This is a genomic window from Flavobacterium piscis (assembly GCF_031457575.1).
Classification (GTDB): Bacteria; Bacteroidota; Bacteroidia; order Flavobacteriales; family Flavobacteriaceae; genus Flavobacterium; species Flavobacterium piscis_A.
Genome location: NZ_JAVDWQ010000005.1, coordinates 210,165 through 226,314, shown reverse-complemented (window position 1 = coordinate 226,314; position 16,150 = coordinate 210,165). Strand labels below are relative to the sequence as shown.

Genomic DNA, 16,150 nt, shown 5'->3' with positions numbered 1-16,150 from the left:
AGCTAACAATTACAGGCAGATAATGTTGTATTGCAATTGTTAAAAATGAGTTAGGAATTTCCGTTATTTTCAGAATTGAACGTTCGTCTTAACATCTTCAATACAGGATCAACTGACTCAATTTGAATTAATTATCCTCTAATCCGGTTCTGGACGATAATATTTTTTAATTTAATTTTTAAATCCTCTCCGGTATCATAAATCATCTGTTCATTATTAGGAAAAGGAACGGCCCTTCTGTTAAAATTAGGAAGATAACTCTCGTCGCAGGCATTTTTATCTCCTTTGTAAGTGGCATAAAGCGATTCGAAAATGAATTCACTTACCACAGGAAAAGACTGCATCAATTGATTATTCTTTTCGTTTATATAATCTATTTTTGCCATAATCTGGCAGGATTTGAATTGCCTGAATTCAAATATATTGATTCGTATATTTTTGAAATTATCGACTTTTACAGGATGTCCCAAACTATCTTTTACAGCATTGCCCCTTGAATCTAAAAGTGTTTTAACGCCATCTTTGATCTGTTTTTCCTTAATAAATTCCTTCTCCTTAATTTGTTCCGGAGAGATGATTATTTCCCTGAAATTCACAACAAGGCTATAATCGTATGAAATGTTTTTTTGTTTTGCGTTATGATAAACCGTCCATTTATCGTTCAGCCCATACGTGCTAAAATCCAGTAAATCATCCTGAAGTCGCTTTGGAATCACCAGATTCGTCTGGTTTTTGGCATACACATTTACAAAATCAGTTCCCTTGAACTGGGCATCTTCCATGAGTTTTTTGACGTTTTTGTAACCCGGATTTATTTTTTCCAGATACTCCAAATCATCATAAGCCTTTCTGAAATCTTCCTTGAACTTCGATTTTAAAAGAACTGTCGCATTATCATACAAATATTTCGACAAGGCTGTTTTGCTTTCTATGATCCTGTCTGTATAATTATCGAATGAAAAAGTGGCGTTTTTTCCCTGCTTTATTAATTTCAATGGCAATAACGGACGGATTTTTTCCTGACGGTCATTTAATCCTAAATATGTATTATAAACCCGTTCAAAATTGGCCGGGTTCGCTTCTTTCACCAACATTTCTACATCACGCAAATCCCTTTCCTTCGCTTTTGCAAACGCTTCTTCCAGTAAATACACATAATCCTGTTTGCCTTTTGAATCCTTATTCGTTCGTAATGCCTCCACAGACTTATTTATGGCGCCATCATAATCACCACCACTGATCATGGATTGAGTGGACTTTACACCACAGGAAAAAATTAAAAAAACGAGTAAAAAAGACAAGGTAATTTTCTGCATCCTAAATTGATTTTTTGAGCTGTAAATATATATTTTTTAACTAAAAAATCTCACCCTATTTTAAATAAGATGAGATTTTTAACCTGACAATTCATTCTAATGTTATCAAACTCATTGGGTGTAATTCATAAAAGCCCCGTTTAACACATAGAAACATAGATTTTATATGCATAAAAGAGTACAAAAGAAAATATTTCTTTCACATAGCAAACTCTGTGCATTTTGGATAAGTGAAAAGCCTTTTTTTAGAGTACAAAATGTTCCTCCATATGTTGAAATTAATTACATCCAACGGGGTTATATTATTCTTTCTTTTCCATTGGATACAAAACCTTAAACGAATTGGAAACTGCCTGATGTAATATCGTAGCATGGTTTTCCTTAGTCAAATACTCAAAATATACTTTTATGTTTTTACTTTTTATTTCCCAAATTTTATTAAAAAGTGAGTTCGCATCGACTTCCATTACTCTTGGGATTTCGGTTGGAGTTGCACCTTCTTTGCCAACTGCAATATAAATGTCAGTTTGCTGGTTGAAATTATCCTGAAAAGCGACCGTACCCTGATTTAATAAAGAACCATTGTTCCACCATAAGCTTGGACTTACGATGATGTATTTATTGAAAAGCGTTGGCTTCTTCAAAAGTATTTCTGCTTCCAATAATCCGCCTAATGACTGACCTATAATGGTTTTGGAATCATTTGTTCTATAATTTTTTTCGATAAAAGGCTGTAATTCTTTTTCGATAAAAGCAATAAATCGATCCGAATGCCCGGCGGTTGGAAATTTCTTTTGATCCTTTTCTATAGTTGTGGGAAATGTAAAATCCCTTCTTCTGTCAACTGTTGCAATGCCTACCACTATTGATTTGGGAACCTGATTGATCCATTCAAAACTATTGAATTGTACCAATCCTGCAATATGAATAAAATCCTCATCTGCCGACCCGTCCAGTAAATAAATAACAGGATATTTTGTTGTATCATTTGGGTTGTAACCTTCCGGAAGATAGATGTTCAAAATCCTTTTTTCTGCCAGTTCTTTAGATTCAATTTCCTCAATTACGCCCAAGACAAAAGGCTTTGCTGTATTTGTCTTTTCTGCTTGTGCAAAAGTTGATTTTGCGAAGAAAATCAGGATGACAACTGTAAAAATTCTGTTCATTTTTATTGATGGAATTACTGGATTTGTTTACTGATTAGTTAGAATCTTTATTAGACAATTCCAAAATTTCTAAAAAGATCTCATTGGTTTCTTTCTCAACTCCTTATTTTGTTTTTCTATTTTTGCAAGTGAAAAAATGCCATTTCCATTCCGTTTTCTTCGTCAAATTGTTTTCGTTCCTCCACAGTCATTCTGTTTCGTAATACTCTTATTGTAAAACCTCCAAATAATTTCCCGCTTTCTACGTACATCCAATCGCTAATTTTCGAATTATCAATATCTACTTTATCTCCTGCCTTATATTGAGTAATATATTCAGGTTCATTATTTAAAATTCCGGAATATTTACCATCCCTATATTCAATATTACCAACCCACATATGTTCACTATCCCCTGAATTCGTAAACTCAACTTTTAATGCCTGATATTCTGCTTTAGGATTCGATAAGCCAGCGTTGAAATCGCTTAAGGTCTGATTGGCTTTTTGAATTGCCGCAGCCATTTCTTTATCCCCGCTTTCTACACCATAAATTGTTGGTTCATTTTCTCTTTCAATTTTATTCGAATCCTTACAGCTTATAAAGCAAAATGCACCTAACAGTAATAAAGTTTTTATTTTTATTTTTATTTTTATTTTTATTTTCATTTTCTATTTTTTTAATCATTAAAATTTGGCATAAGAAGTCGAAAAGCTTCACAGAATCTTTTTCTTATTGCAAAATCGCATCTATTTTAGCTTCTGATTTTTCCTTGATGGTGCTATCCGGATGAAAACTCCAGATGATCAGAAATTTTCCTTTTGCAAGATACTCTTCCGGATGTTCATCTGTTGGCTGACCGTCTTTTCCCCACAGCAATCCTTGCAGAAACCTGTCACCTTTGAATCTGTTTTCAAATTCAAAATACATAATAGATCCACTATCTGTTTTACTTTTAAAACTTTGAATTGCTTTGCTCTTTATCGTTCCAACAATGTTGCTGTATGTTCCAATATCATTATAGAAAATACAGGCCTGAATAGAAATACAGTTATTTCCGTCGCTTAAAGTATAGGTTTTTGGAATTTCTTTGCTTTTTAGTTTTAAATCAGCGATAGTCTGGCTGAATAAAGTAGTGGTAAGCAACAGGAATAATACCGACAGGGGAATCGTAATTTTCATGGTTTTGGTGTTTTTTGGGTTAAACTCTGCTAATTAAAAGAACTGAAACAATTATTTTTTTTCAATTTTTTTTCTATCATTTTTTAGCATTTTTTTAGCATTTTCTTCATTTGTAAATGCCCAGATTTTTACATTTAGATTTTATGAGATTATTTTTCAATAGATGAGGCAAATTTTGAAAGAATAATAGACTTATTTTTTGAGTAAATTTAACGAAATATAGCGGAAAATAATCCGTAAAAAGTAATTAGATAAAATTTAAACAGGCTCTAAATGTTAATCGATTTAATAAAGCTTTGACTTCTATCAAAAATTAGGTTTAAAAATCATTGAGGAAATTGATATTGAGTTGGAACATGTTATTTGATGGAGGATTGTGTTATGAAGAAGATCATTTGATTTAGAGTATTGTTAAATCAGCTATTCAAGGTTGGGAACTTAATAGGATTGTGTTCACACGATAGGATTACTTTCGGGATGGGGAAACAAAAAAGAGATTGTCCGAAAATTACTTTTCGAACAACCTCTTTATTTTTCTAATCACTATTGAATCAGATTTTAGACAGTGATAAAATCTGGACTATCAAATTCAGTTAGTGACACATTACCCTTTTTTAATCCAAGGTCCATGGTTTTTATATGCCGGTCCAGTTAACTTTTGTCTTTCAGTACCACCTATTTTCACTTCAACCAGATCTTGTTTTGAAGTGTTTCTCACCGGTTGATTGTTTTTATATGCTGGTCCCTGAAGTGATGTTTTATTATTTTCTGAATATATTTTAATTGGCTGTGTTTTGTGCATCCAAGGTTTATAATTTTTAAAAGCCGGACCTTTTAAATCACTCTGTTTTACATTACTTTTTTCTTGTGCAAATGCACTAAAAGAAATTAATAAAACTCCTAAAATCAATGCTATATTTTTCATGGCTATTACTTTTTATTGTTCTTAAACAAAGTTACATCCAGTAATAGTCTTTTAGGATTATGTGAATCTACCCAATTTACATCCGTATTTATACGGATAGGAATTTGTTTTTAATACGTTATACTAAATTCATTTTTGTTGCTTTTTTAATGAGTTCGGCGGTATTTTTAACTTCTAGCTTTTTTAAAATATTGGCACGATGGGTTTCTATCGTGCGTGAACTAACAAATAATTTAGCAGCAATTTCTTTAGTTGTTAACCCCTTAGAAATTAATCCTAAAACTTCGGTTTCCTTATTGGACAACACATTTTCACTGGTGCTTTGTGTTGACATAAAGTTTATCATTTTTTCAGAAATTTCAGCACTGAAATATTTTTTCCCATTATTAACGCTTCTTATTGCAAGAATTAATTCAGCTTCATCTGTATTTTTTAACAGGTATCCGTAAGCCCCCATTTTAGCACATTTTGCGATGTAATTACCGTCATTGTGCATAGAAATCACAATAGGTTTTATATTAGAAGTTAAAGTTTTTAATTCTTTTAAAACCTGAAAACCATCCATATTTGGCATAGTAATGTCCAACAATACAATATCGGCCTCAAATTGGTTGTTTATAAGTTCCATCAATTCTAAACCATCAGCAACACTTTTAACTATTTTTATATCGTCATGCTTTCTTAGGAGCTCAGCAAGTCCTTTTCGAAAAAGCTCATGATCATCAGCTATTATTAATTTGATTTCGTTCATAATTCTATGGGTAATTCGATTTCAAAGGTTGTATTTCCGGGAGTTGCACTGATTGTAATTTTACCATTGCAAATTTCTACACGCTCTTTGATGTTAATAATTCCTAAACCTAATTTAACAGTGCTTATATCAAACCCAATACCATCATCAAAATAAAAGAGAGAAATAAATTCATCAAATTCTGAAAGTGTAATTCGGATATTTTTTGCATCAGCATGTTTTAATGAATTATTAATTAGCTCCTGGCTTATTCTAAAAAGATTAATAGCCTGATGGTTGGTAATATTAGAATTTTCCTGCTGGGTTAAATCTTCGTATTCAATAGTTACAGTTGTCGATTTTTTCAGGCTTTCAATAAAGTTTGTTAACGTAACTCCAATTCCAAAATCATCTATTGAAGCAGGCATTAAGGCATTTGACATCAATCTGATTTCAGAAATGGTAGCATCAACTATTTTTTTCATTTCTGTTTTCTTCAATTCATTTTTAACTCTGTTTTCAATGTAGTGTTTCAAAGATGTTAAATAGGGGCCTACACCATCATGGAGTTCTCGCGAAAGTCGGCGTCTTTCATTTTCCATACCGTTTACCAACATCCGTTTTGATGATATTCTTGTATTTTCTTCATTATTTCTAAACTCTATAAGCTTATCTCTCATTGCTAAAAGGCTTTTTCCCAGCAAATCATTAGGACTTTTAGGCTTAAAATCGGTATGTAAATTCATTTTGCCAATATCATCGGAGAATTTTACGGCACCTTGCAAAGAAGCTTTCAAATTCGCCAGAGCATCAAACATTTCCTTTATTTCCTTAGAATTTTTTATAAATTCATTGGTTTGGTTATAGTCTCCTTCTGCCATAATTCTGAGACTTTTTTGCATATTCCTAATTGGGTTGGTAATAAATCTTGTCAGAAAAAGAGAAAGCATAACAGCCAGTAAAAAAATAGCAAGAGTTAAACCTACAAGTCTTTCTTTCAATTCTTTTAAGGGGATAGTAACCTCATCAACATCTATTTCAGACAGAATAACCATCTTTAAGTTTCCGACTACTATGAGACTGTATACACTATATACATCAATACCCCTGTAATCCTCAAAAACACCTCTGCCATTGATCCCTTTAAAAGCATTGGCCACACCTTTTGTTTTAACAAATATGGTGAAAGGGGTTTTATTTGGATAAAAACGAGATTGAGAACGCATTCGGAAATCATCACCCACAAGATAAGATTCGCCACTGTCACCCATTCCTGTACGTTCAAGGAGTATTTTTTTAATTTTGTTGTAATCAATAACTTTAATTATTCTACCCCTTTTCGAATTTGAGATAAAACCTATTGTTGTTTTTTTATCAACATGGTAAGGGGTGAAATCGTGAATTCCATTACTATTTTTAATACTATCCGGAAGCCTTAATACGGTACTGTCAATGTTTTGGTTGTACAATTCGGAAGCCTCAAATCGCTCCCATTCTGATTTTAATAAATGTTCAATCTGGTTTTGCTTGAGTGTCTTAATAGAATTTAATTGCAGTAAAATACGATCGTTTAAAACGTTTGAAAACTGCTTGTATGAAGAAAAAGACAATAAAGCAATTACCAATGCGATTAAACTATTAATTATGATCAGTATTAATGTTTTGATGTTCATTAAAATCTATTTTAAAGATAAAGCCAGTTTAGTAAGGCGGATTCAAGTCATAAATGTAACTTTTTCCTGGTTTGGTGGTTTTTTAATTTATGTAAATATACTTGGTTTGGTGTCTTAAAAGAAACTTTGAAGCAATAGTTCTACTACATTCTCTAAATGCTTATTTAGATTTAATGAAACATCCTTGTCAGTTAGTGACACAAATGCGTAATCTATCTTGTAAAAAATAATATTGGTATTGTTATGGTCAAATCTGTTGGATTTGGGGTAATAGAATCAATATGCATCAAATCACTAATGCCATAATAATCATTACAATTCCCCGCACTATATCAATTGAGCTTTCACTTTTCATTTTTTATAAACGTTTAAAAATAGATACATGATTTCTCTAAATGTAATATTTTTTCCGTTAAATAAATTTATTTCTTATGAAACCAAGTTCGCGTGAGGGATTGAGGCGGTATCCTTTTATGGAGCGGAGCGGAATAAAAGATATAGCCGAAAGCCCGACCCGCAGGGACACGCCTACAAACAGCATCCACCTTTCTGTAATCCGGAATAAATTATAATTAAACAAATTCTAAAAAGTTCCAATAAAATGGAGTCCGATCATAGAATTTGAAACTTGTGGTATCAATTGCTTGTGCATTATAATTTTTTTAGGATTCTCGTTAAAAACATTGGATTCTCTTTTTGCCCTTTGCTTACGGCTACTGATCACAATAGACCGACCAATTATTGTCCCTACTAATCCACCGACCAATAAGTCTGAAACCCAATGGTCATGACTTTTTATATCGGCAAGAAATACCGCAGTTACAAATGTATAAGGTATCCAATAGTTGTTATATTCCATTTGAAATACTTTTGCAACAGCAAAATAAGAGGTCGCATGAAAAGAGGGAAATGAAGTACCGCTGCCTCCATGCCCAAAGTGAATTTTATCGAAGTTGCCAAAATCCCAGGGATCTTTTGTCCATGGCTCTTTTACAGGATTGTCATCATTTAATCTCCTTTGTGGTCTGTTTCTGGACGCCAGACTTTTCATAACTACCTGAGTCAGGACATATGAATAGGCTAAAGATTTAATAGCATTAACAGCAACAACTTGTCCTTTTTCATTGTTAATTATTAAGGAGCCGGCATATAATCCGATAATGGGATAAACAATATAGGAGTCATTTCCGATTACATGAGGGATTGTGCTTTTAACATCCGGCAAACTATATTTTATATTTGGTTCAATGTGATCGTGCAGAAAACCTGTTGTTTGTTTGTCTATGGCTATTAAACCAATTATTCCTGCGGTATAAATTGCTGTTCTTTTCCAGTCACTTGACACGTTATGTCCCATTGCCGAAAAATCACCGGGGACACTCAGATAGCTGTCTGAAAGTACTGAACCTGCAACTTTGAAGCGGTTTTCTTTTTTTATCTTAAGGCTGTCATTCTGATTTTTTATCGCCAAACTGTCATTCTGAGCAAAGGAAGGGATCGAAAATAGACTAAAAAAAATTAAAGCGTAGAATTTCATAGTAAACAATTTTAAATTTTATTTCAACATCATCTAATAAAACCCGTTTTTAATTAAAAGGGCTTCTTGTGATTTTTACTGCTTTTGCACTAAGCCCAAATATGTTTTTCGTTTTTTTCTAGCTGTAATTTTCAAAAAGAACAAAAACGGCCAAGATATTAAAAATCAACACCTTGAAATCAATAAAAATCACACTTACATAAATTTAGTAAAAAAATATCTTACATTTTTTAGAAATTTACTTTTTTTTTAAAAATTGCTTGAAACCTTTAAACAAAAATCCCATTCACCTTTCGGGAATGGGATAATTAAAGAATGATTTATTTTGCGGGCTATCGGCGGAAAATTTTCTGACTTCGACCAGTTCCACTATTGTTTGACTCACTTAGTTTATTGATTATTGGAATTCTTATTTGAAAACGTCAAAATTTCCAAAAATAGCTGATTGGTTTTCGCAACCATTTCCTTATTTTCTTTTACTTTTTTTGCAAATGAAAAAATGTCATTTCCCTTCCATATTTTAGATAAAGTATAACCTTTTTTTTTAATAAAAATTTCCGAATTGTCGTATAAATGAAATTCGTAATCCTTGTAGGTGTAAAATTGTGTCCCTTCTCTTTTAATCTGCATCTCAATAAATTTATAGACGCTATCAAAATTTTCGTTAGAAATTGAGTTATAAAAATCTTTATTGCTGATCATAGTTAGTATTCTTGGTTCATTTACTAATTGCCACTTCCCTATCAGTTTCTTTAATGTTTGTCCATACTGATAATCCAATCAGAAATATAAATGCTAAAAATATTATTTTCATTTTTACACATTTGGGTTGAGGGATAAAATTAATGAATTTTGTAAGTTGGAGGCAATTAACCTTACACAAATAGACGCTTTTTTAATTATTCTTCTGAAAAATTTCTCTCACTCCTCCTTTTGCGAAAATTATGGAACTGAAATTGCCTGATTTGTCCTCAATAAATTCAATTGTTCTGTCATTATTATCCGCCCTGAAAAATTTTGTTTTAGACTCAGGCAGGAGTTCCATTTCTACAGTATTATAGTAAAGTTTACCTTCAATTTTTAAAATTTCAATTGCTCCATATTTACCTGTATATTTATCATATAATGCAGTATCTATTTTCGTTTGATGATGTATGTATGGAAGTTCTACTTCTTTTTGCAATGCAATTGCCGAAAGCCCATACCCAATGATATATGAAAATGATTCATTGTTGGAAAGAACAGTTACAAAAATTTTATCATCTGTAAATCGGTTAAAAGATGTCATGGTTCCATAAAAACCTCCGTCATGTGCAATCAGCTGATGTCCGTGGTTATAAAATGGATTAATTATAAATCCATATCCCCAATTTTCAGAATTATGAGACGTAAACATTAATTCCTTCATTTCTTCTGACAAGATAGTGGTTCCGTATAACGCCTTGTCCCATAAAGCCAAATCTTCAACGGTAGAATAAACACCATCATGGCCCAGGTTAACTCCCCAATTGATATAAGGATTATGGATATAACTTTTCTCCATTCGGTAATACACTTTTGCTTTTTTTGAGATTATCGAATCATTATTGCTTACACCTGTATTTTTCATTCCTGCTTTTTCAAATATATTTTTTCTTAAATACACTGCGTACTGCTCACCTGAAACTTTTTCTATAATCTTAGCCAGTATGTAATATCCAATATTACTGTATGCCGTTTTTGTCCCTGGTGAAAATTCGTAAGGTATTTTTTTTATTTCAGCATACGCTGAATCAACGCTTATGGTGCTTACTGCCAATTCTTTAAAGCCCATAGCAAGTCCCGAAGAATGAGATAATAACATATGAATCGTAACACTGTCCGCTTTTGGATAATCCGGAAAAAATTTATTCAGCTTATCATCAAGGGACAATTTTCCTTTTTCTACTAATTGAAGAACAGCCGCAGCCGTAAATTGTTTGGTTACCGAAGCCAACTGAAATTTGGTATCAATGGTATTTTTAATATTCCACTCGTAATCTGCCAAACCATATGCTTTTTTCAATAAAACAGAACCGTTTTTTGAAACCAGGACTGTTCCGCTAAAATTATTTACTTCAACTTGTGCCTGCATGTAGTTAGCCAGATTAGTCGATATTTTTTTTTGTCCAAAAATGAATATTGGGAAAAGTAATAACAGGATAATTTGTGCGGATTTTGGCATTTGATAGCTTTTCTTCATATTATTTTTTACAATTTGAGATTATTTTAGCCAGTAATTTGTCCAGTAATTCAATTTCATTTTCTGATAATCCTTCCAGCGGAACTTCTCTGTTTTTGTGTATTATGGGTGTTAATAATTCAATTGTTTTCTTTCCTTTTTCTGTTATTTCAAGATTAAATTTCCTTCTGTCAGATTCGTTTATCTGCCTTGTCAGATAATCTTTTTGAACCATTAACTCTATAATTCTTGTAATGGATGCGTTATCCTTAAAAATTAATTCGGCAATTTCCTTTTGAGAATAAACCGCATTTTTGTCAAGGATGATTAGTAACAAACATTGGTCAACCGTAATATCACTTACTATCTGACTTATGTTTTTTTGTGAAATTTTTCTATATTCCTTAATTGTCTGTTCAATTGTGTAAAGGACAGTTCCTGTTGGATTGTTATTTTTCATTACAATTTGTTTGACACAAATATAATTGATATATCAATTATATTTGTGTGTTTTTTAATAAATTTTTTAATTTTTATAAATATGGTTGCTTTATGAGATTATTTCTGAAACCTCATTTTAGCAGTCTTAGATTTTTACAAATAACCCTGATGAAGCAATTGTGGTTAAATCTGCTGGATTTTGGGTAACAGAATCAATATGCATCAAATCACGAACGTGGTCTAATGCCATAATAATCATTACAATTCCTCGCACTATATCAATTGTATTTTCTCTTTTCATTTTTTATAGAAGTTTAAAAATGAATTAGAAATATTTGATTTCGCTAAGCGGGAATAGACTTCATTCGTCGAGCAAAAACTCCCGCTACGCAAAGTCTTCAGACTTTGCGACTTTTCTAAAATGTTCTTGAAAACCGTAAATCTAATAAAAGTCTCCTGACTTTTCCGTGAGCGTCTTAGGAATTCAACATCTTTGTTAATACTTTAATTTTTTTACAACTCTTTAGTGCATACTTACCAAGGCATTCCCGTTAAAAGTCAGGAGACTTTTGAGACTTTAACGGATTACACATAATTTTAAAATTACGCAAAGTCTGAAGACTTTGCGCAGCGTGGTTTTTGCTTTAAAAAAGTAATGCAATTTTCTTCATTATTCATGAGTTTGTCAAATTTGAAGTTATATTCATTTACTTTTTCTCTTCTAATATTTTTTCAACTTCATTCAACAATGAATCTGAAGAATACGGAACTTTTCCAGAAGGAACTAATTTTGAAGAATCCTTTAGATGAACATCCTGGTCATCAAAAAAGATATGTGCGCCAAAAGCTTGTAATATCTTATCTTTTGAAAGTCCTCCTAAAAAATATGCCTCATCTACATATACTCCCCATTTCCTGAGTGTTTTAATTACTCTCATATGTGAAGGTGCATTTCTAGCCGTCACTATGGCAAGCCTTAATGGAGAAAGTTCTATACTGGTTGGTAATTCATCTTGTATTTTTGAAAGTTTAATCAATAGTTTTGCAAATGGTCCTTCTTTCAAAGGATCATCCTCATGTTCTTTTTCATATTTGTGAAATGCCTCCATGCCTTCCGTTTTATAGCGATGTTCAGATTCATCAGAAAACAATACTGCATCTGCATCAAATGCTATTTTTACTCTATTATCGTTAGGTTTAAATTCTGTAGGTGGCTCATAAATATAAGCTGCTGCTGCTTTTTTTGAATCAATAACTGATTGTACATCTTTTAAATCTTTACTTAGAAATAAATCAATATCAAACGCATCAATATAAGGAGCTAAAGGCTCTCCACCACTAAATGCCATTCTTGTTATATCTAAATTATATTTACGTACAGAATTCATGATACGAACGCCTGTCTCGGGGCTGTTCCTGGACATAACAATAACTTCAACTATTCTTTTCCGTGCATCAGCATTAAGGTGTAAAAGACTTTGTACAAGATGAAAGGCCGTTCCAGGTTCAAGATCAATATCTTCATTCTCTTGTTGAAATTTTCTATATCCTGAAATTCCTTCTTCTTCAAATATTCTATTTTCAACTTCAAGATTAAATAAAGATCTACTTGATACCCCTACAACTAATATTTCTGATAAATCTAATGACATCGTTTACTTTAATTTTTTTACTACCGTATTTATTTCGTTAGTAATTAGTGTTTTATATTGCTAAAATAATCTTTTTATCTTACAAATATTAATATTTATTGTCGGTATTAGATACAGATAAGGGATAGAGACCGTATCCTTTTATGAAGCGGAGCGGATTCAAAACGCCAAACAATTGATTCATGTAAATATTCTTTTTCTTCTGGTAAACCATAAATAATAGGTCGTCCTCCAAGTTCAAAAATTAAATCTTTTTTTATTGCAACGCCATATGGTGCATACATAGGGTTTTCATATTTATTGAAAATCTCAAACATTCTTACTAATGAAAGTAAAGGAGCTTCGGTAAAACAAATTACTCCTTTAGCTATTATATCTTTAAGAGCTTTGTCTGAAGTAATCTTTTGTAAAGTTTCTATTGCATTTTTTTTATTTGTAAAATGAAAGAGATAGTCGGAAAGAGATCCTCTCTTGATTCTATAATTTTAAAAGAGTTGTATTCATTATTTTAAAAATTCATTTAATTTATCTCTAAGTTCTTCTAATCTTGGCTTTAGAAAAATTTCGTGAGATAAATAATAATCTTTTATTTCTTGAACTTTATTTTGGTCATCAATTTGTTCTCTTAAATTAGTTTTAGGATAACCTGAGTTTATATCTGTCATTAGTGCCCCTAGTAATAAAATATTGAGATCAATGCTTCTATGTAATGGTAATTCTTCACTTTGTCTAGTCCATTTTTCTCCGGTATGTCTCCATACTTTTAAAGAAATCTCATCGTAATCATATTGGGCATTGCCAATTGAAAGAGCTTTTACATCAGTTGCAAATCTATATTGAGCGTCAATTTTATCGTAATCATTTACCGAAATTATTGGTTTGTGTTGTAGGTGTTTTGGAGAGTCCATTAAATTTATTTTAGTAGAATTAATTATTTTGTTTTTTGTGCATAAAAAATCCCTGTACTATAATAATGCAGGGATATATAATCGAAACTTGTCAAAAGCCTATTTTAATTCTGCAAATGTTAAATCATTTAACTCATCAGCTAGCTTATGTAGTCCATCAGAAATTTGTTTTAACTTATCACTAGAGAGAGAAGTTAACCCTTTTGTGTATTGACGGAATAAACTAGGATTTACTTTAGCATAACGCTCAGCGAAAGCAGTTTTATTTATTACTGAAAAATACTCAAAAAATTGTTCAAGATCAATATTATAATTAATCTCAAAATTTTCTTGTTTAATTGACGGATCATTTTCTTGCAAATATTCTATTTGCATTTCAAAAACTTCTTGAATATTTTCTTTTAATTCAGAAAATGTTTCACCGACAGTAGCCATTCCAGAAAAGTCTACTGCATATGCAGAAAATCCAGTTTCAGTTTTTTCGATTACGACTGTGATTGTTTGTTTATTGGTCATTTTTTTAGTAAAATATTTCTTTTTCTTTTTATTATGAAATATTAAGAAAAATACAGGACTATTTAAGTCCTGCATCTTTTAAGATACTTAAATGTGTACCTTTAGCTAATTCACTGCTTCCATGTCTCGGAATTGGAATTTGATTCTCTTTGATGTTGTGTCTATACAAATCATGCTTTTTACCATGCTTGAATAAAAACCAACCGTCTTCAATAAGAAGTCTGATAACTTCATTAACTTTAGCCATCGATGTGTTGTTAAGTTAAACAATTTGTTTTTTCTTTCACTCATAATACTCTTTTTAAATTAATTGTTTATCTGACTTTTTTCCTTATTGCTTTATTTTATACTTTGTCCTACTTGTTCTTTTTAAATGTCTTAAAATTTATAGACTACTATGAACGTATCTTGACCTATTTTACTATTAGCTTTTACGACGAATGATAAACGTAGCACAAATATATAACAATTTTGTTATATAACAAAATTGTTATACGTTTTTACAAATTAGCTTCAAAAAAAATCCCATTCACCTTTCGGGAACGGGACTTAGCATTGATATTCTCTTTTTTTTATTTTTAAACTGTTGCTTCTACTGGCAACGGAATTTGATTTTTAAGCAAATCTTCGAAAGTTTCGTGTTGGCGAATCAGGATTCCCTGACCGTCTTTCCATAAAACCTCAGCCGGTTTGTATCTTGAATTGTAGTTCGAAGCCATGGAGAAACAATAGGCTCCTGCGTTTCTGAACGCTAAGATGTCGCCTTCTGCAATTTCAGGGATTCTTCTGTTGCTTGCAAACGTATCGGTTTCGCAAATATATCCTACTACAGAGTAAAAACGCTCTTTTCCTTTTGGATTCGAGATGTTTTCGATATGATGCTGTGAACCGTAGAACATTGGACGAATCAAATGGTTGAAACCACTATCGATTCCGGCAAAAACCGTTGAGGTCGTTTGTTTTACTACGTTAACTTTCGCTAAAAAGAAACCTGCTTCACTCACCAAAAATTTTCCCGGTTCAAAAATCAGGGTTAAATCTTTACCATATTCGGCACAGAAAGAATTAAATCTTTTTGATAATTTTTTACCTAATTCCTCTATATCGGTTTCGATATCGTCTTTTTTGTACGGTACTTTGAATCCGCTCCCGAAATCTAAAAACTCCAGATTTTTGAATTTTTTAGCGGCGTCGAATAATATTTCGGCTGCATATAAAAATACTTCAATATCTAAAATATCAGATCCCGTGTGCATGTGGATACCTACGATATTCATGTTCGTATTTTCGACAATACGCACCAAATGAGGCAACTGATGTACAGAAATTCCGAATTTACTATCAATATGACCTACCGAAATATTTTCGTTACCACCCGCCATAACGTGCGGATTGATACGGATACATACAGGTACGCTTGGGTATTTGGTTCCGAACTGTTCTAATATAGAAAGGTTGTCAATATTGATCTGAACGCCCATTGCGGTTACTTCCTCGATTTCTTCTAACGAAACACCGTTTGGTGTAAAGAAGATTCTGTCAGGTTCAAAGCCAGCATGAAGCCCCAGTAAAACTTCCTGAATTGATACAGTATCTAAGCCAGACCCCATGTTCTTTAATAACTGAAGAATCGCAACGTTAGACAAAGCCTTCATGGCATAGTTAATTCGCAAGTTTTCTACCTTAGAGAAAGCTTTCGTTAACCTGTTGTACTGTGATTGGATTTTTTCGGCATCATAAACATATAATGGACTTCCAAATTGGTCTGCTAACTGCAGTAAATCTTTTGCTTGCATTTATAAACTATTTTGGACAAATTTATTACTCTTTTGAGAGGAAACAAATTAAATGTAGAAAAATAACAAATTATAACAAATTGTTTATTTTTAAACAAAATTATTGCGATTATTCTTTTTTTAAAACAA

Annotated in this window: 18 protein-coding genes; 1 reads left to right on the top strand and 17 read right to left on the bottom strand. The window is 31.9% G+C overall.

Translation table 11 applies throughout. The annotated features are described in order from the left end of the window. Positions 1-131 precede the first annotated feature (131 nt). From J2W48_RS09470 to J2W48_RS09440, 7 genes are all read right to left on the bottom strand, one after another. Positions 132-1,316, bottom strand: coding sequence for a hypothetical protein (locus tag J2W48_RS09470; protein ID WP_310280649.1), 1,185 nt, complete (start codon positions 1,314-1,316; stop codon positions 132-134). 302 nt (positions 1,317-1,618) lie between these two features. Then, complete coding sequence (locus J2W48_RS09465) at positions 1,619-2,482, bottom strand: alpha/beta hydrolase (RefSeq protein ID WP_310280647.1); 864 nt, start codon at positions 2,480-2,482, stop codon at positions 1,619-1,621. 116 nt (positions 2,483-2,598) lie between these two features. Continuing rightward, positions 2,599-3,129 (bottom strand): YegJ family protein, encoded by a 531-nt coding sequence (locus J2W48_RS09460; protein ID WP_310280644.1) that lies wholly within the window; start codon positions 3,127-3,129, stop codon positions 2,599-2,601. 64 nt (positions 3,130-3,193) lie between these two features. Beyond that, the gene (locus J2W48_RS09455; protein ID WP_310280642.1) at positions 3,194-3,643 is read right to left on the bottom strand and encodes a hypothetical protein; all 450 of its coding nucleotides are present in this window, start codon (positions 3,641-3,643) and stop codon (positions 3,194-3,196) included. A 604-nt stretch (positions 3,644-4,247) separates the two neighbouring features. Beyond that, positions 4,248-4,568 carry a hypothetical protein gene (locus tag J2W48_RS09450; RefSeq protein ID WP_310280640.1) on the bottom strand — a complete coding sequence of 107 codons (321 nt, stop codon included), beginning with the start codon at positions 4,566-4,568 and terminating at the stop codon, positions 4,248-4,250. Between the two features lie 118 nt (positions 4,569-4,686). Next, positions 4,687-5,319 carry a response regulator gene (locus J2W48_RS09445; protein ID WP_310280638.1) on the bottom strand — a complete coding sequence of 211 codons (633 nt, stop codon included), beginning with the start codon at positions 5,317-5,319 and terminating at the stop codon, positions 4,687-4,689. Then, complete coding sequence (locus J2W48_RS09440; RefSeq protein ID WP_310280636.1) at positions 5,316-6,971, bottom strand: sensor histidine kinase; 1,656 nt, start codon at positions 6,969-6,971, stop codon at positions 5,316-5,318. Before J2W48_RS09440 ends, J2W48_RS09445 begins: the two co-directional genes overlap by 4 nt. 431 nt (positions 6,972-7,402) lie before the next feature. Between J2W48_RS09440 and J2W48_RS09435 the strand changes: the two genes are divergently transcribed. Next, the gene (locus J2W48_RS09435) at positions 7,403-7,543 is read left to right on the top strand and encodes a hypothetical protein (protein ID WP_310280634.1); all 141 of its coding nucleotides are present in this window, start codon (positions 7,403-7,405) and stop codon (positions 7,541-7,543) included. A gap of 11 nt (positions 7,544-7,554) precedes the next feature. On the opposite strand, the gene J2W48_RS09430 is transcribed toward J2W48_RS09435, so the two are convergent. The 10 genes from J2W48_RS09430 to lysA all read right to left on the bottom strand — a co-directional run bounded on the left by J2W48_RS09430 (position 7,555) and on the right by lysA (position 16,021). Then, complete coding sequence (locus J2W48_RS09430; RefSeq protein WP_310280632.1) at positions 7,555-8,508, bottom strand: phosphatase PAP2 family protein; 954 nt, start codon at positions 8,506-8,508, stop codon at positions 7,555-7,557. A gap of 390 nt (positions 8,509-8,898) precedes the next feature. Next, the gene (locus J2W48_RS09425) at positions 8,899-9,210 is read right to left on the bottom strand and encodes a hypothetical protein (protein ID WP_310280630.1); all 312 of its coding nucleotides are present in this window, start codon (positions 9,208-9,210) and stop codon (positions 8,899-8,901) included. 193 nt (positions 9,211-9,403) lie between these two features. Beyond that, entirely contained in the window at positions 9,404-10,729 is a 1,326-nt protein-coding gene (locus J2W48_RS09420; RefSeq protein WP_310280628.1) for a serine hydrolase, read from the bottom strand. A gap of 1 nt (position 10,730) precedes the next feature. Continuing rightward, positions 10,731-11,168 (bottom strand): MarR family winged helix-turn-helix transcriptional regulator, encoded by a 438-nt coding sequence (locus tag J2W48_RS09415; protein WP_310280626.1) that lies wholly within the window; start codon positions 11,166-11,168, stop codon positions 10,731-10,733. Between the two features lie 126 nt (positions 11,169-11,294). After that, complete coding sequence (locus J2W48_RS09410) at positions 11,295-11,450, bottom strand: hypothetical protein (RefSeq protein WP_310280624.1); 156 nt, start codon at positions 11,448-11,450, stop codon at positions 11,295-11,297. Between the two features lie 406 nt (positions 11,451-11,856). Then, entirely contained in the window at positions 11,857-12,801 is a 945-nt protein-coding gene (locus tag J2W48_RS09405) for a 5'-nucleotidase (RefSeq protein ID WP_310280622.1), read from the bottom strand. A 503-nt stretch (positions 12,802-13,304) separates the two neighbouring features. Continuing rightward, on the bottom strand, positions 13,305-13,709 hold the full coding sequence (locus tag J2W48_RS09400) for a DUF6530 family protein (protein ID WP_310280621.1): 405 nt from the start codon (positions 13,707-13,709) through the stop codon (positions 13,305-13,307). Between the two features lie 99 nt (positions 13,710-13,808). Then, positions 13,809-14,300 carry a type II toxin-antitoxin system HicB family antitoxin gene (locus J2W48_RS09395; protein WP_310280619.1) on the bottom strand — a complete coding sequence of 164 codons (492 nt, stop codon included), beginning with the start codon at positions 14,298-14,300 and terminating at the stop codon, positions 13,809-13,811. Next, the gene (locus J2W48_RS09390) at positions 14,284-14,472 is read right to left on the bottom strand and encodes a type II toxin-antitoxin system HicA family toxin (RefSeq protein ID WP_310280617.1); all 189 of its coding nucleotides are present in this window, start codon (positions 14,470-14,472) and stop codon (positions 14,284-14,286) included. The genes J2W48_RS09395 and J2W48_RS09390 overlap by 17 nt, the downstream gene beginning before the upstream one ends. Positions 14,473-14,803: 331 nt before the next feature. After that, positions 14,804-16,021: a diaminopimelate decarboxylase gene (gene lysA, locus J2W48_RS09385; protein ID WP_310280616.1), complete on the bottom strand. Its 1,218-nt coding sequence runs from the start codon at positions 16,019-16,021 to the stop codon at positions 14,804-14,806. Positions 16,022-16,150 lie beyond the last annotated feature (129 nt).

What these genes read in the sequence shown, in the direction of transcription:
- J2W48_RS09410 (WP_310280624.1), bottom strand. Translation starts at nt 11,450, where the DNA reads ATGAAAAGAGAAAATACAATTGATATAGTGCGAGGAATTGTAATGATT.
- J2W48_RS09450 (WP_310280640.1), bottom strand. Translation starts at nt 4,568, where the DNA reads ATGAAAAATATAGCATTGATTTTAGGAGTTTTATTAATTTCTTTTAGT.
- lysA (WP_310280616.1), bottom strand. Translation starts at nt 16,021, where the DNA reads ATGCAAGCAAAAGATTTACTGCAGTTAGCAGACCAATTTGGAAGTCCA.
- J2W48_RS09455 (WP_310280642.1), bottom strand. Translation starts at nt 3,643, where the DNA reads ATGAAAATTACGATTCCCCTGTCGGTATTATTCCTGTTGCTTACCACT.
- J2W48_RS09435 (WP_310280634.1), top strand. Translation starts at nt 7,403, where the DNA reads ATGAAACCAAGTTCGCGTGAGGGATTGAGGCGGTATCCTTTTATGGAG.
- J2W48_RS09420 (WP_310280628.1), bottom strand. Translation starts at nt 10,729, where the DNA reads ATGAAGAAAAGCTATCAAATGCCAAAATCCGCACAAATTATCCTGTTA.
- J2W48_RS09400 (WP_310280621.1), bottom strand. Translation starts at nt 13,709, where the DNA reads ATGGACTCTCCAAAACACCTACAACACAAACCAATAATTTCGGTAAAT.
- J2W48_RS09440 (WP_310280636.1), bottom strand. Translation starts at nt 6,971, where the DNA reads ATGAACATCAAAACATTAATACTGATCATAATTAATAGTTTAATCGCA.
- J2W48_RS09395 (WP_310280619.1), bottom strand. Translation starts at nt 14,300, where the DNA reads ATGCAGGACTTAAATAGTCCTGTATTTTTCTTAATATTTCATAATAAA.
- J2W48_RS09430 (WP_310280632.1), bottom strand. Translation starts at nt 8,508, where the DNA reads ATGAAATTCTACGCTTTAATTTTTTTTAGTCTATTTTCGATCCCTTCC.
- J2W48_RS09465 (WP_310280647.1), bottom strand. Translation starts at nt 2,482, where the DNA reads ATGAACAGAATTTTTACAGTTGTCATCCTGATTTTCTTCGCAAAATCA.
- J2W48_RS09460 (WP_310280644.1), bottom strand. Translation starts at nt 3,129, where the DNA reads ATGAAAATAAAAATAAAAATAAAAATAAAAATAAAAACTTTATTACTG.
- J2W48_RS09415 (WP_310280626.1), bottom strand. Translation starts at nt 11,168, where the DNA reads ATGAAAAATAACAATCCAACAGGAACTGTCCTTTACACAATTGAACAG.
- J2W48_RS09405 (WP_310280622.1), bottom strand. Translation starts at nt 12,801, where the DNA reads ATGTCATTAGATTTATCAGAAATATTAGTTGTAGGGGTATCAAGTAGA.
- J2W48_RS09470 (WP_310280649.1), bottom strand. Translation starts at nt 1,316, where the DNA reads ATGCAGAAAATTACCTTGTCTTTTTTACTCGTTTTTTTAATTTTTTCC.
- J2W48_RS09390 (WP_310280617.1), bottom strand. Translation starts at nt 14,472, where the DNA reads ATGGCTAAAGTTAATGAAGTTATCAGACTTCTTATTGAAGACGGTTGG.
- J2W48_RS09445 (WP_310280638.1), bottom strand. Translation starts at nt 5,319, where the DNA reads ATGAACGAAATCAAATTAATAATAGCTGATGATCATGAGCTTTTTCGA.
- J2W48_RS09425 (WP_310280630.1), bottom strand. Translation starts at nt 9,210, where the DNA reads ATGATCAGCAATAAAGATTTTTATAACTCAATTTCTAACGAAAATTTT.